The organism is Haloferax sp. Atlit-12N (assembly GCF_003383095.1).
Taxonomy (GTDB): Archaea; Halobacteriota; Halobacteria; order Halobacteriales; family Haloferacaceae; genus Haloferax.
In genome coordinates, this window is sequence record NZ_PSYW01000003.1 from 386,454 (window position 1) to 400,305 (window position 13,852).

Sequence of the window (13,852 nt, forward strand, 5' to 3'; positions counted from 1 at the left end):
CCTCGTGGCCGATACCGCACCGCCGCTAGACTCCCACTCGCGCGTCTGCCACACTCACAAATTGTTTCAATGAAGCCGGCGAACTGAGCGTGCTGACTATGTACACGATGTCCAGCGACGACTTCAGCGTTCACCTGCGCGACTGCGACGAGGCCGGTTCCGGAATTCCCATCACCAGTCTCCCGGACGAAGTCACCTCTCTGGACGACCTGCCGTGTTCCTGCTGGGATGAGTTCGACTCGTTCGACGAACTCGAGTGACGGGTGGGGCGCGAGGGCATCGTTCGGTAGCGGTTTCGGACGCCGGCGCACCGCGCGCACGGCGCGGCTCGTTCTGACGGGGTGTTTGACGGCGACAGCCCTGCCGTCCGTGACTTACTGGTCCGGCGAGAGCGCCCAGAGCGTCCCCTCGCTCGTCTGTGCGAACGCCTGCGTCTCAGCCGCGCCGAGGAGGTAGCCGTCCGCCGAGAGCGTCGTCTCGAACGGGTCGAAAAACGACGCGCCGCGGGACCACCGAATCCGGCCCGCGCGGGTCCCGACGACGAACACCTCGTCGGTCGAAGCGGTCCGTTCGACCGGGCTGTCGAAGCGGATTTCGTACCGCTCCGAGCCGTCGCGAACCGCGAGTTCGTACAGCGTCCCGAAGGTGTCCGACGGCGACTCGTCGGTCCCCTCCGCGACCAGGACGGTCGACCCCCGCTCGTGGACACCGACGACCTGCGCGTCGTCCCCGAACGAGGTCCGCCACTGGAGCGACCCGTCGACCGCGTTGAGCATGGCGATGTCGCCGCCACCACCGGCGTAGACGCTATCGCCAGCCGGAACCGGTCCCACGTCGGCCCAGTCCCAGCGGTCCGGTCGCCACGCCCACCGGAGGCTCCCGTCTTCGGGTGCCATCGCGAAGACGCCCTCGTCGTCGCCGTAGTACACCGTTCGCTCGTCGGCGAACAGTTGGTCCTGCGGGGCGACGACGACGGTGAAACCGACGCCATCGACCGCGGAGTGCTCCCACCGAACTGCGCCGTCGTCAGTTGCGAGCGCCGCGAGCGTCCCGTTCGCCGCGTACAGCGTGTCGCCCGCGACTGCCATCGATGAGCCGATGTTGCCGACGGTCTGCGACCACCGTTGACTCCCGTCCGTGGCGTCGAACGCGCGGATTCGCCCGCGGCCAGACCCGAGTTTCTCGCCCGCGTACACGGACCCGTCAGCGGCGAGCAGGCCCGTCGGTCGGCCGAAGTCGTGGTTCCACAGCCGCTCGCCGCTCTGTCGGTCGAATGCGACGACTCGCCCGTCGTCGATGTCGCCGTCCCGATGGCCGATGACGGCGACGACCCCGTCGGTGGTTGCCGGCGGAGAGAGGACGCTCGGTTCGGGCACGGAAGCGGACCAGTCCGTCCCGTCGGGCGACCGGAATTGTCGAAGCGACGAACAGCCGGCGACACCGCCGACGAGGGCGGTGCCGGCGGCGGCGAGAAACGCGCGACGCGACGGCGGGTCGGAATCGGCGTCGGAACTCGCGGGAGAGTCAGCGGAAGCGTGGGAGGGAGGGGGCGAGGGCGAGGGCATACGTCGGCTTCTCGCAGGTCGCCGATAGGTATTGTGGGTGTGTCGTGGGTCGGTTGACGGACGACGGTGTGATAGTGCGATGGTGCGACGGTTCCAGCGAGACTCGCTCTACAAATAAACAAGGCGAGTGCCTCGGGGCTTGACCCCGAGGCAGTTCACAGCCGGTCGAGGTCGAGCGGCTCCGCCGCCTCCCAGTAGCGCTCGAACAGTTCGTCGGCCCACGCGAGCACTTCGGGTTCGGTCACGTCGATAGAGGCTTGGAGGATGCCGTTGTCGTCGCGGAGAAACAGGTGGACGGTTGAGTCTGCGATGGTCGCCGCCATCGGAATCGGCTCGTCGGTGATGCGGACAGCGGCCGCGTCGGCGTCGAGGAGGTCGCGGAGCTGTTCGCGAAGCTGGGAGTCGTGGGCGAGCGCGTCGATGGCGTCCGACGAGAAGACGCCCTCGAACCGCTGGTCGCCGGCGGCGGTCCGCTCTCGGACGATGTCGAGGTTCTGCTCGTTGAACGCGTAGGAGAAGATTCGCACGTCCTCGGCCTCGCTCAGGAGGGACACAGCGCGCTTGACAGGCGCGTTCGGCCGGACCTGACTCGGCGTGGTAATCGTCGCCTCGGTGAGATGTTCGAGGTCGAACGTGATGGCGTCGGTCGGGAGCCACTCGACGACCGGCCGGAGTTTGGCGTCGGTGTCGAGGATGTCGACGAGGTCGTCGAACCCCCGCGAGACGAGTTCGCCGGTTACCGTCGCCCGGTACGCGCCGTCCTCGCGGACGAGCCACGACCGGTCTTCGAAGTCGCTGAGAATCCGGCCCATCGTCGGCTGCGACGCCCCGGTCCGCTCGACCAACTCGCGTCGGGAGTGCGGCCGCTCGGCGAGGTATCTGAGCGCGTCGACGCGGTTCTGCGAGAGCGCGAGGAACTCTATTACGTCCAGTGCCGACTCCATGTGACGGAGTTGTGCTCGCCTCGGTAAACCTCTTTCGCGTCTCGAAATAATTTCACACCATGAACTATGCTCGTCCGCCACGGATTTTTCTTACCGTGAATTGATTTCTGAATCAAACTATACGTGGGGGAGTCGTACGTGTATCCAAGATGCGTTCACTTCACTCTGCGTTCGGTCTCTCGTTCGGAGGTGCGGAATGGTAACTGCGGCGCGCCGGCGGTTCGTCCTGTTCGCGTTGACGGCGCTCTTCTTCGGCGGGACGTTCGTCGCCGCGAAGGCGGGCCTCGACTACCTGCCGCCGCTCCTGTTCGTCGCGCTCCGGTTCGACATCGCGGCGGTGCTGCTCGTCGGCTACGTCGTCGCCACCCGGCCGCGCGCCGAACTGCTCCCGCGGTCGGTCCGCGACGTGGTCGGCATCCTCGCCACCGGCGTCTTCGTCATCGGCCTCGCCAACGCGCTCTTGTTCGTGGGACAGGAGCACGTCTCCAGCGGCGTCGGGTCGATTATCTTCAGCCTCAATCCGATTCTGACGCCCGTGTTCGCCATGCTGCTGCTCGCCGACGAGCGACTCTCCACTCGCGGCGCGTTCGGGATGCTCATCGGCCTCCTCGGCGTCGGCCTCGTCGTCGGTGTCGACCCCGCGAACCTGCTCGGCGGCGAGGCGCTCTGGAAGGGCGTTCTCTTCCTCGGCGCGGTCAGCGGCGCGCTCGGGACCGTCCTCATCCGGTGGGCCGACACGTCGCTTTCGAGCACCGTCCGCACGGCGTGGGCGCTCCCCGTCAGCGCGGCGCTCACCCACGGCATGAGCGTCGCCTCCGGCGAGTCGTTCGCCGCGGCCACGTGGTCGCCGACGGCACTCCTCGCGCTCGCTTACGTCGGCGTCTTCGCCGGCGCGGTGGCCTACCTCACCTACTTCGGCTTCCTCGACGACGTGGGCCCGATTCGCGGCAATCTCGTCTTCTACGCCGTCCCCATCGTCGCGACGCTCGGGGGGACGGTGCTCCTCGGCGAGTCGATTTCGACGCTCACCATCGTCGGCTTCGCGACCATCTTCACCGGCTTCGCCGTCCTCGCGACGGAATCGCTCCTCGGGGAGGTCGCGCGCGTCTACGGAAAAATCGAGTCCCGCGTGGTCGGTCTCGCCGGGCACGGGGCACCGGGACGCGACTGAGTCGTGACCGAGTCACTCGCGGGAGTAGAACTGAGAGGGGGTAGAGATGTAGGGGCGGACCATCGGGCGGCAGTCCGAGGGGGCAGGGTCGGAGTACCGTTGGCACGGGATGGGCCGCCTGTCTGTGCTGTTATGTCACCGGTCCGCCGACCAGACAGCGTCGAACGGACATATGGAAATTGCCAGCCAGCTAAGTAGTCTTTTTGGCCCGATTCTCAAAAAACAGCGGACGGCGGCGTGGTCATTTCGATTTTCCGCACTATCTATCGGAGAGCGCGACCGCTCCGAGCGCGGAAATCAGACAGAAATGTCCGACGCCGACGAGGAACAACGCGTTCGAACCGGACGTGTCGACGACGACGAACGCCGCAAACGCCGCGATAGCGAGGACGAACAGGACGACCCCGAGATAGCGGTCGTATCGCGGGTCGTAGTCGATTTCGGCCAGGCGCAGGAGCGGCCCCGGCTCGGGCGGCTCGTCGCTCCGAGCGTCGCGGACTTTCCCGCGAACCCGCAGAAGCACCATGCCCGTCGCAGCGGTCCAGACGACTCCAGCCGCGAGGTTAACCTGTGGGTCGTCAAAGGCGACGACGAGTCCCACGAGAACCGATACGGCGGCTATCGCCCCGACGACGCCGATCTCGCTCAGTTCGGTCACTCGAAATCGACTCGGAGGTGGTTCGTTCCGTGTCGGGAGTTGTACGCCTTGACGGCGACGACCGCGAATACGACCGGTCGCCATCGGCTGACACCGGCGGGGAGAACGGCGGAGGGCATCGCCTTCCTATCGGTGTTCTGACTTTTTGAGTGTTGGGGATGGGTGTCCGCCCCGTTCTCAGGCTCTCCGCAGGCGGACGACGAAGACCGCGCCGCGGGGCTCGTTGTCCTCGACCCACACGTCGCCGCCGTAGCCGCTTACGATGGTGTCCACGAGGTAGAGACCGAGGCCGGTTCCGGGGCTTTCGAGTCCCTTCTCGCCGCGGCCGAACACCTCCTCTTTGCGCTCGTCGGGGATGCCCGGCCCGTTGTCGGCGATACGGACGAGCGCGTTGTCGTCCCGAACCTCGACCGACACGTCGATTTCAGTCCGGTCCGCGTCGTTGTGCCGCACCGCGTTCGTGAGGAGGTTGCGGAACACTGTCCCCAGCATGTCGTCGGCGACGACGGTCACGTCCGGCGGGTCGTCGGGGAGCGAGACCGCGGCCTCGGACGTTCCGTCGCGGACCGCGCTCGCCTCGGTCCACAGCGGCCCGGCGAGCGTCGTCGGTCGGTTCGTCTCCTCGTCGTCGAGCATCGTCGCCATGAGGTTCCGGACGTTCTCGGTGAGTTCGGTGGCGTGCTCGCCGTTCCTGATTATCGCGTCGAGGCGCTCGCGAACCACCTCGTCGTCGACTGACTCCTCAACCAACTGGGCGTTGCCGAGGATGACAGCCATGTCGTTGCGGATGTCGTGGCGGATTATCTGATTGAGCAGGGTGAGCTTCTCGTTTTGGGAGAGAATCGTCTGTTTTTGGCGGTGTAACTCGGTCACGTCGCGGAGGACGATGACCCATCCGATGGTCTGGTCGCCCCGTTCGAGTCGCTGGGACCGGGCACTGAGGTACACCGTCTCGCCGTCTTCTCGCGTGGTTCTGACGTTGTCGTTGCTCTCGGTCGTCAGGTCGAGGTCCGGCGAGACGCCCGTAAGCGGGTCGCCGACGGCCGCGTCGAAGCGCTCCAAGAGCGCCGCGCCGCGGTCGTTGACGTGGACGATTCGCTCGTCGGCGTCGAGGACGAACACCCCGTCGGGCGACTCCTCCATCGCGGTCGTGTAGGCGATGGGCGGCAGGTCGAGAAACCGATAGCGGAAGAGCGCGACGCCGATGGCGGCCGACGTGACCGCGGCCGAGGTGGGGACGAGGTTCACGCCGTCGCTACTGAACGGGGGGACTCCGAGTGTGGCGCAGACCACGAAGAGAAACGGGGCGACGAGGCCGACGCTCACCAGCACCGCCTGCGGGATGTACGGCCGGCCGAGTCGCACCGCCTCGTAGAGGATGAGCGCGATGGCCAGCGCGGAGAGCACCGCGTTGTAGAGCAACTGCAACACCACGTGGCCGAGGCCGACGTCAACCCGCATGACGACGACGCCGTTCGTCTCGACGAGGCGCGTTCCCTGGATGGCGAGGTCGTGGGGGTTCGTGAAAAGGAGCGCCAGAAAGGCCACCGGGACGGCCATGAGCGCCGCGACCACCCCGGGCGTGACTCGGCGAATCCGGTCGGTGTGGAGGAGCGTAAAGAGGAGCGCGAGCGCGCCGAGCGGCGCGACGCCGAAGTAGAGAAACCGGTAGAAAAGCAACTTTAGCGACGGGTCGGTCTGCAGGAGCTTGAGTGCCGAAAACCCGGTCCAGAGGACGAGCCCGACGTTCACGGCGAAGAATGCACCGAGGTCGGACGACCGCCCGTGGAGCCGCATGTGCCGAAGGCTGTAGGCTCCCAGTAGGGCCGAGGTAATCATCGCAAAGAGGGTCGGTAGCGCGAAGACGGTGTATTGCCACCCCATCTCTCACCGCTCCCAAGCGCCGCTCGCGTCCATCAGTGCGTGTTCTGTTCCCGCTCTGGTATTTAGATGTACTTGTTCGGAAACTGGCTTCGTCTCGATGTCGGCGTAAACTGTCCTCACATTCGAACAGTTTATCGCGGTTGGTGTGCCACGGACGGCAGAACCGCTGTGACCGAGACGACAGACGAGACGAGCGCGGACCCCGTCGCGGTCCTCCTCGTCGACGACAACCGCGACTGGCTGACGCTCGTCGTGCAGCGACTCCGCGAGGAGGCACCCGACTTCGACGTTCGAGCGGCCGACAGCGTCGACGGGGCGCTCGACTGCCTCACCGACGACGTCGAGTGCGTCGTCAGCGACTACTACATGCCCGGTCGGACGGGTATCGAACTGCTGGCGGCGGTCCGCGAAGACCGACCGGACCTCCCGTTTCTCCTCTTTACCGGCGCCGGAAACGAGGGGCTCGCCAGCAGCGCGCTGTCGGCCGGCGCGGACGACTACATCGTCAAGACGAGCGTCGGCGACAGCGCCGCGGCGCTCGCCACGCGCGTCCGAACGGCGGTCGACAAGCACCGGACAGAGCGCGCGCTCGCGGAGAGCGAGGCGCGTTACCGGACGCTCGTCGAGAACGTCCGCGACGCTATCTTCGTCGCCCGGGACGGTGCGGTCGTCCTCGTCAACGAGGCGGCGACGACGCTCACCGGCTACGACCGCGCGGCGCTCCTCGCCGGCGACATCGTTGAGACGGTCGTCCATCCGGACGACCGGGTCCGCGTCCGCGACGCGCTCGACCTGTCGGCCCCGCAGTCGCTCGATATCCGCATCCGCACCCGCGGCGGCGAGACCCGCCACTGCATCCTCGATGTGGACCACGTCATCGACGACGGCCTGCCCGGGACTATCGGCGTCCTCCGCGACATCACGGCGCAGGTCCACCACCAGCGCCGACTCGAACGCGAGCGCGACACGAAGGAGGCGATTCGCGAGATTCTCGTCCGACACTCCTCGCGCATGGAGGTCGCGGAGGCGTTCTGCCGGTACATCGGGAGCGACCCCGAGACCGCCGTGGCGTGGGTTGGCGAGCGGACCGCCGGCGGCGGACTCGACCCGCTCGCGGTCGAAGGTGACGGGTCGTACCTCCGAGCAGCCAGCGTTCTCGACGCCGATGCGGCCGTGCGGCGCGACTCGTCCGAACCGAGTCTGACCGCCTTCCGCGAGGGTGCGACGGTCGTCCGCGCCGTCGGGGACGAGCGCGCTCCAGATGATGGGTGGACGACGGCCGCGGCCGCGGCCAGTATCGAAACCGCGGTCGCGGTCGCACTCCGGTACGGTGGCGTCGATTACGGCGTCCTCGGCGTGTACAACCGGGGTGCGAACGACGACCGGGAGCGCAGACGGCTCGAAGAACTGGCGGAGACGCTCAGCTACGCCCTCAGCACCGCCGAAAGCCGCGAGGCGCTCGTGGCCGACGAGGTCGTCCGCGTCCGCCTCAGTGTCCGCGACGACGAAGCGGGGATTCTGGCGGTCGGCGACGCGCTCGGCGGCGACGCGGAACTCGTCGTCCACACGGTGTTGCCCCGCGGCGACAGCGAGCGCTACTTCGTGACAGTCCGCGGCGCAACCGAGGCCGCGGTGACCGACGCGCTGGCGAGTATCGACGGCGTGACGCCGGGTGACGTGACCGCTGGTGAAGGGGTCGTCCGGGCGCAGTTCGACACGGTCGCGCCCTCTCTGGGGACGGCCATCGCCGATGCGGGCGGCGTCCTCCACCGCATCGTCGTGGCCGCCGGCGAGGCAACAGTCGTCGTCGACCTCCCCCGGCGGCGACCCGCCGGGCCGTTCGTCGAGGCGCTCGCGGCCGCCTTCGACAGCGTCGTCATGACCGCCCGGAACCACCGGTCCGTCGAGTCCGATATCGGGGCCAGCGTGTTGGCCGGACTCACCGACCGACAGCGCGAGTCGCTCGAAGTCGCGTACCGGACGGGCTACTTCGAGCGTCCGAAACGCCGCAGCGCCGCCGAGGTCGCCGAGGCCATTGGCGTCTCGCGGTCGACGTTCACCCAACATCTCAGGGCGGCCCAGCGGAAGGTCTTCGCCGAGCTGTTCGACGGTGAGCGAGACGGTGCGTAGTCCGGTCGAACCGAGCCGACGCGCCCGGTCGCTCCTCGGCTCGGAACCCCTGTGACGAAGGCTATCACGTCGCTCGGTTTTTGCCGGATACCGCATAGTGGGGGTATCAGGTTATTCCCGAGTAATCGAGTAGAGATTACTGAAGGTCACCCCACCCAGAACATCACGGAAGGGAGTGGGTGTATGGTGGGCCGCACGGAGAAACCGATGCCAGAGAAAGTATTCAAACTCACACGACGCCGCGCCCTCGGAGGACTCCTCACGATTGGTGCGGGAAGCGCCGCAGCCGGGGTGGGCACGTTCGCCCTCTTCAACGACACCGAATCGAGCACCGAGAACACGCTCCAAGCGGGGACGCTGAGCCTCGCTGACGGGGCCAGTTCCGCGAGCTTCAGCGCCACGGGCCTCGCGCCCGGCGACGAGACCGACACCTTCGAGGTCGACCTCGAAAACGACGGGACGCTCGACGGGAGCCTCGATATCGACCTCACGCTGACCGAAAACGACAGCGACGATACGGCCGGCGACGACGGCGACGTGGACGCCTCCGTGGCGGACCTCGCGGGCGTCCTCGACGTGACGACGTTCGAAGTCGGGAGCCTCGACGTGCTCGCCGACCGCTTCGGCGGCTCGGCAACCCTCGCGGACGTAGTCGCCAACAACGACGGCGAGGACGACGACTCCAACGTTCGGGACATCGCGCTCGAATCCGGCGAGACCAAGACGTTCTCGTTCGCGCTGGAGATGCAGGAGAGCGCCGGCAACGAGTTCCAAGCCGACGGCCTCGATATCCAGTTCGACTTCGAACTGAACCAGCGAGACAGCCAGTAATCACACTTCGCGTTCGCGGGCGACGCAGACGACGCGACCCGGTCGCATCCGACCGAGTTCACCTCTTTCGTCACGGCCGTCAGGACGCACTCATCGACGCCACTCAATGCCGAAACAGACACCAACGCTGACGCTCACCCGACGCCGATTCCTCGGCGGACTCTTCACGATTAGCGCCGGAAGCGCCGCCGCGGGCGTCGGCACCTACTCGGCGTTTTCCGACACCGAGCGCGCCGACGCGTCGTTCGGCGTCGGCACGCTCGACCTATCGGTCGATGGTGACGATGAGCAGCTCACGTTCCTCGAAGAGTCTGGCCTCGCGCCCGGCGACAGCGGCACCGCGTCGGTGACGCTCCGTAACCGTGGGTCGCTCACCGGATTCCTCGACATCGACGTACTCGGCGTCACCGACGACGAGAACGGCCAGTCTGAGCCCCCGTCGCAGAACGACCCCCGCGTCGGGGACGGTGAACTCGCGCAGGTGCTCGAAATCCGCGCGTGGCTCGAAGCCCCCGACGGGTCGAAGACGTTCCTCTGCGGCAGTTCCGACTACGCGACCCTCGATTCGATTTTCGTCGCGGACGAGACGTTCGACCTCGACTATGAACTCGAATCCGGCGAGTCGGTGGAGTTCTACATCGCGTGGCGACTCCCGTCGAGCGCCGGCAACGAAGTCGCCTCGGATATCGCAGGCGTCGACCTCCGATTCGCGCTCGACCAGCGGTCCGACGACGACGGCGGCGCGACCTGCGAGGTCGACGACGACGATGACGGAGACGACGACGACGGAGACGATGATTCATCGTCCGGCTCCGGCGACGCCCGCGAGGCGATGGGCGGCTGGGACTGGGCGACGCTCACCCGCTACGGCGACCCCGACGACGACTCCGTTCACGGCAACTCGGAACCGGAGAACTACGAAGTCGCGGTGCTGAAGCGCGCCGGAAGCTCCGAGACCCGCGTCCACAAGCAGAACGACCACTGGCAGCACGCGTGGACCTCGGGACAGACCGAGTCGTTCCGTGTCGACTTCGACGGGAGCAAGGTGACGATGACTGTCGGCGGCACCGAGTACCCGGACAAGAACGGGCGGAAGGCGCAGGGCGTCGGCGCGGACGACGCCGTCGCGCTCGGCGTTACCGTCTCCGCCTCGGCCGCCGGGTCGTCGGTCGCCGTCTCGGACCTCGAACTCTCCGCGGACGGGGAGACGAGCCCCCTCGCCGATGTCTCGGTCGACGCGACCGGCACGAGCCACGTCCGCATCGACCGCGAGATAGACGGGTCGTTCTCGCTCACCGGCACGCTCCGGTTCTCGTGGGACGCCGACGAGGACGTCGACCCCGACGACCTCGTGGTGCGCGTCGACGTCAAGACGGACGACGACGATAACGGTCATCACGACGGCGACGATGACGATGACGACGACCACCATGGTCACGACGGAGACTGGGATAGCGACGACAAGGACGAGGACGATGACGGTAATGACGATGAGGACGACGAAGACGACGAGGGAGACGACTGACCGATGAACTGGTCTCGCCTCGCCGCGGCGGCCCGCGTCCTCGGCGGCGTCGTCCTCCTCGTCGCCGTCGCCCTCGTCGTCGTGCTCGCCGCACCGCAGGTTTTCGGTGCCGAGGCCAGTTACACCGTCCTCTCTGGGAGCATGTCGCCGACGTTCAACGCCGGCGACGTGGTGGTCGTCCGCGACGTTCCGCCCGCGGACATCTCGGAGGGCGACATCATCACCTACCGGGAGGCCGGAAGCGCCATCACCGACGAGCGGACCGACCGCGTGACCCATCGGGTCGTCGCGGTGGACCGAAGCGGCGATAGCCCGGTGTTCCGGACGAAGGGCGACGCCAACGAGGACGTCGACTCGGACCCCGTCGCCGCTGACCGTGTCGTCGGCCGCGTCTGGTTCCACGTACCGTACCTCGGACTCGCCTCGCAGTTCGCGCAGTCGCAACTCGGGTTGGTCCTGTTCGTCATCCTCCCCGGCGTGCTCCTCGTCGTGACCGAACTCTACTCGCTGTACACCGACGCGCTCGTCGAGGTCGACCCCGACGAGTCTGACGGTATCGACGCCGGCTACGTCAGCGCCTCGGACGGAGGCGTCACGCTCTCCCCGGAGCGGACCGGCGTCCGTCTCTCGGACCCCGTCGCAGTCGTTGAACTGTCCTCCTCGTCTTCCGCCTCTGACCCCGCCACCTCCGATTCGACCGACGGTATCGAGTGGGTGACCGAACCCGCAGACCGCGATGCGGCGGCGACGGCGGCCGACGAGACACTCGGCCCCGAGGACGGGCGGTGATGCTCCCGTGAGCGGCCCGGACGGCACGGACCCGCTCGACTGGTCGCCGGAGCAGTCGCCCGAGCTGATTCTCGCCGACGCGACCCGGTGCCGCCGCCTCGTCGACGAGGCGGAGGCCGACCGAGACGCGGACGACCGCGGCGCAGACGACTTCGATGAGGTCGACTTCGAGCGCCTCGAACGCGGCGACCGCGTGCTTTGTCTCCCCGGCGAGCGCCTCCCCGTCTACGGGGTCGTGCGAGCGGTCCGGCGCTGGGACCCGCGGTCGGCGTCGTTCGTCGATGACGCCGACCCAACGACCGTCGAGCGCGCCTCGACCGACGAGGACGGCGAACCGCGTACCGACGAGCGCTCGGTCGATGTCGGTGACGAGGTCGAACCCGGCGACCGGCCCACCGAGACGGCGCTGGTGGTCGAGTACCGCCCGCCGCGGGCGGGTCTGCTCCCGATACCCCTGTCGCTCGCCTCGCTCTTTTCGGCGAAGCTTCTCGGTACGCTCTCGCCGCGACTCTCGCACGTCGCCGGCCGGCTAGTCATCGTCTTCGTCGTCATCGGCATCGTGCTGGTCGGAACCGGCTTGGCCGCTCCCGGGAGCATCGACCGCTTCCTCGACGACACCGGCATCAACGACGTTCTCTCCGACCTCCGGGGCGACGGCGACCCCGAACCGTCGCCGCCGGAGGTCACCGTGACGCCGCCCCCGCCGACCCCGGACGACCCACCAGACGAGACGAACGAGTCTGACGACACACCCACACCCACACCCACACCCACACCGACGCCGACAGCGACTGCGACGACAACGCCGGCTACGACGACAGACACCGATTCGACGGAGACGCCGACTCGGACATCGGCACCGGCCCCAACGCCCACGCCGACGAGCACCCCCAACACCCCCGAGCCGACCACTACGGCGCGCTCGTCCGGTGGTGGCGGTGGTGGTGGATCCGGTGGTGGTAGCTCCGGCGGCGACAGCCAAACGACGACCACGACCACGGCCGCATCGTCGCCCGCGCCCGACCCGACGCTGACGGTCGAGGCAGCCGACCCGCCGACGGTCCGAAGCGCCGACGGGACGGTCGGGACGCTCAGCGGTCCCGTGACCGGGACGCTTTCGTGGTCCGGCTCGGTCGATAGCGTGGTTCTCGTGGTGAACACGTGGGCACCGGACGACGGCTGGCAGGAGGAGCGCCGCGTCACGCTCCGTGAGTCGAGTCCGGTGGATATCACCACCGCGCTCGGCTCCGACGTGACCTACGCCGACGGCGACCGAACCGACGGCTTCGCCGCCACCGACGACGGCGAGACGACTGTCACGACGGGCTACGTCTCCGTGACCGCGGTGTTCTTCCGCGACTCGACAGAGGTCGCCCGAACCGAGGAGACCGCGTCGTTCGACGTGACCGTGGAGAACACCGCCGGGAGCGCCCCGGAGGGCGTCGACCTCGAACTCGGGTCCGGCGGGGCCGGCGTCTCGCTCCTCGACACGCAGTCGGTCGCACCCGGCTCCGCGGGCAACTCGACGGGGACGCTCACCAATCGCGGGCGCGACCCCGGCGTGTTGACGCTGGATTCGATGCCGTTCGAGTCCGCCGAAAACGGTCGCTCCGGTCCCGAACTGTCGGTCGATTCGACCGGCGGAGCCGACGAGGGCGAACTCCACGAGGCGCTCGCCGTCCGGCTTCGCGTCGAGCGGGCGAACGGGACGAGTACCTACGTCCTCGGCGACGAAACGACGTATCTCGACTTCGCCGACGTGTGGAACGAGTCCGTCTCGCTCGGCCGCCTCGACGGTGGGGAGTCCCTGTCGCTCGTCGTCGAGTGGCGGATTCGGGAGTCGGCCGGCAACGAGATACAGACCGACAGCATCGACGTGGAGTTCGTCTTCACGCTTGAACAGGCGACCGACTGAGCGCTCCGCAGTCAGATTTCCCGCCGTTCACCCGACGAAGAGACGGAGGTTGAACGCCGTGGCGAACGCTCCGATGACGGCGAGCGTGACCGGCGGGAGGTAGTACAGTACTTTATCGCCCACGCGAGCGCCGTAGACGCAGATTCCGAGACAGAGGAAGAAGACGGCGAGTTTCGGGAGGACGAGCCCCCACCGCCCGAGGGCGTCCGTGCTCGCCACGAGGAGGGCGTTCGCCTCGTCGAACCGTCGCTCGTAGTAGAGGATGGTGAGCGTCGTGACGATGTCGCCGACGCCGTAGGTCGAGAGCGCGATGAGCCAGAGGAGTGAGAACTCTCTCGCTTCGAAGGGGGTGTCTTCGAGCCGGAGATGACGTAGGCGTGACACACCCTACGTTTCGGGGTCCGGAATATGAATTATCCGGGCCGGCGGACTGTCGCGGA

13 protein-coding genes are annotated in these 13,852 nt (G+C 67.7%); 7 read left to right on the forward strand and 6 right to left on the reverse strand.

What is annotated here, in order from left to right; translation table 11 throughout:
• The first annotated feature begins 98 nt into the window (after positions 1–98).
• Positions 99–260, forward strand: a complete 162-nt coding sequence (locus tag C5B90_RS20920; RefSeq protein WP_004971617.1) for a hypothetical protein — start codon at positions 99–101, stop codon at positions 258–260.
• A gap of 114 nt (positions 261–374) precedes the next feature.
• On the opposite strand, the gene C5B90_RS16070 is transcribed toward C5B90_RS20920, so the two are convergent.
• The gene (locus C5B90_RS16070) at positions 375–1,376 is read right to left on the reverse strand and encodes a PQQ-binding-like beta-propeller repeat protein (RefSeq protein ID WP_115883046.1); all 1,002 of its coding nucleotides are present in this window, start codon (positions 1,374–1,376) and stop codon (positions 375–377) included.
• A gap of 344 nt (positions 1,377–1,720) precedes the next feature.
• On the reverse strand, positions 1,721–2,509 hold the full coding sequence (locus C5B90_RS16075; protein WP_115882968.1) for a winged helix-turn-helix domain-containing protein: 789 nt from the start codon (positions 2,507–2,509) through the stop codon (positions 1,721–1,723).
• A gap of 196 nt (positions 2,510–2,705) precedes the next feature.
• Here C5B90_RS16075 and C5B90_RS16080 point away from each other — a divergent pair, with 196 nt between their 5' ends.
• A complete protein-coding gene (locus tag C5B90_RS16080; RefSeq protein WP_115882969.1) occupies positions 2,706–3,680 on the forward strand; it encodes a DMT family transporter in 975 nt (324 codons plus the stop codon).
• 259 nt (positions 3,681–3,939) lie between these two features.
• Here C5B90_RS16080 and C5B90_RS16085 read toward each other — a convergent pair whose 3' ends face one another.
• Genes C5B90_RS16085 through C5B90_RS16090 form a run of 3 tightly spaced genes read right to left on the reverse strand, consistent with a single transcriptional unit; the run spans position 3,940 to position 6,222 of the window.
• Entirely contained in the window at positions 3,940–4,338 is a 399-nt protein-coding gene (locus C5B90_RS16085) for a hypothetical protein (RefSeq protein ID WP_115882970.1), read from the reverse strand.
• On the reverse strand, positions 4,335–4,457 hold the full coding sequence (locus C5B90_RS21235) for a hypothetical protein (protein ID WP_255566832.1): 123 nt from the start codon (positions 4,455–4,457) through the stop codon (positions 4,335–4,337). The genes C5B90_RS16085 and C5B90_RS21235 overlap by 4 nt, the downstream gene beginning before the upstream one ends.
• Before the next feature lie 58 nt (positions 4,458–4,515).
• Positions 4,516–6,222 carry a histidine kinase N-terminal 7TM domain-containing protein gene (locus C5B90_RS16090; protein ID WP_115882971.1) on the reverse strand — a complete coding sequence of 569 codons (1,707 nt, stop codon included), beginning with the start codon at positions 6,220–6,222 and terminating at the stop codon, positions 4,516–4,518.
• A gap of 168 nt (positions 6,223–6,390) precedes the next feature.
• Between C5B90_RS16090 and C5B90_RS16095 the strand changes: the two genes are divergently transcribed.
• The 5 genes from C5B90_RS16095 to C5B90_RS16115 all read left to right on the forward strand — a co-directional run bounded on the left by C5B90_RS16095 (position 6,391) and on the right by C5B90_RS16115 (position 13,412).
• Positions 6,391–8,352 (forward strand): helix-turn-helix domain-containing protein, encoded by a 1,962-nt coding sequence (locus C5B90_RS16095; RefSeq protein ID WP_115882972.1) that lies wholly within the window; start codon positions 6,391–6,393, stop codon positions 8,350–8,352.
• A gap of 207 nt (positions 8,353–8,559) precedes the next feature.
• Positions 8,560–9,183 (forward strand): TasA family protein, encoded by a 624-nt coding sequence (locus tag C5B90_RS16100; protein ID WP_115883047.1) that lies wholly within the window; start codon positions 8,560–8,562, stop codon positions 9,181–9,183.
• Positions 9,184–9,289: 106 nt separating this feature from the next.
• Positions 9,290–10,708, forward strand: coding sequence for a TasA family protein (locus C5B90_RS16105; RefSeq protein WP_115882973.1), 1,419 nt, complete (start codon positions 9,290–9,292; stop codon positions 10,706–10,708).
• Between the two features lie 3 nt (positions 10,709–10,711).
• Positions 10,712–11,497, forward strand: a complete 786-nt coding sequence (locus tag C5B90_RS16110; protein WP_115882974.1) for a signal peptidase I — start codon at positions 10,712–10,714, stop codon at positions 11,495–11,497.
• A 7-nt stretch (positions 11,498–11,504) separates the two neighbouring features.
• Positions 11,505–13,412: a hypothetical protein gene (locus C5B90_RS16115; RefSeq protein ID WP_115882975.1), complete on the forward strand. Its 1,908-nt coding sequence runs from the start codon at positions 11,505–11,507 to the stop codon at positions 13,410–13,412.
• 27 nt (positions 13,413–13,439) lie between these two features.
• Here C5B90_RS16115 and C5B90_RS16120 read toward each other — a convergent pair whose 3' ends face one another.
• On the reverse strand, positions 13,440–13,796 hold the full coding sequence (locus C5B90_RS16120; protein ID WP_115882976.1) for a hypothetical protein: 357 nt from the start codon (positions 13,794–13,796) through the stop codon (positions 13,440–13,442).
• Positions 13,797–13,852: the final 56 nt, after the last annotated feature.

Coding starts and splice junctions, on each gene's coding strand:
- C5B90_RS20920 (WP_004971617.1), top strand. CDS start 99: ATGTACACGATGTCCAGCGACGACTTCAGCGTTCACCTGCGCGACTGC.
- C5B90_RS16075 (WP_115882968.1), bottom strand. CDS start 2,509: ATGGAGTCGGCACTGGACGTAATAGAGTTCCTCGCGCTCTCGCAGAAC.
- C5B90_RS16080 (WP_115882969.1), top strand. CDS start 2,706: ATGGTAACTGCGGCGCGCCGGCGGTTCGTCCTGTTCGCGTTGACGGCG.
- C5B90_RS21235 (WP_255566832.1), bottom strand. CDS start 4,457: ATGCCCTCCGCCGTTCTCCCCGCCGGTGTCAGCCGATGGCGACCGGTC.
- C5B90_RS16090 (WP_115882971.1), bottom strand. CDS start 6,222: ATGGGGTGGCAATACACCGTCTTCGCGCTACCGACCCTCTTTGCGATG.
- C5B90_RS16100 (WP_115883047.1), top strand. CDS start 8,560: ATGCCAGAGAAAGTATTCAAACTCACACGACGCCGCGCCCTCGGAGGA.
- C5B90_RS16105 (WP_115882973.1), top strand. CDS start 9,290: ATGCCGAAACAGACACCAACGCTGACGCTCACCCGACGCCGATTCCTC.
- C5B90_RS16110 (WP_115882974.1), top strand. CDS start 10,712: ATGAACTGGTCTCGCCTCGCCGCGGCGGCCCGCGTCCTCGGCGGCGTC.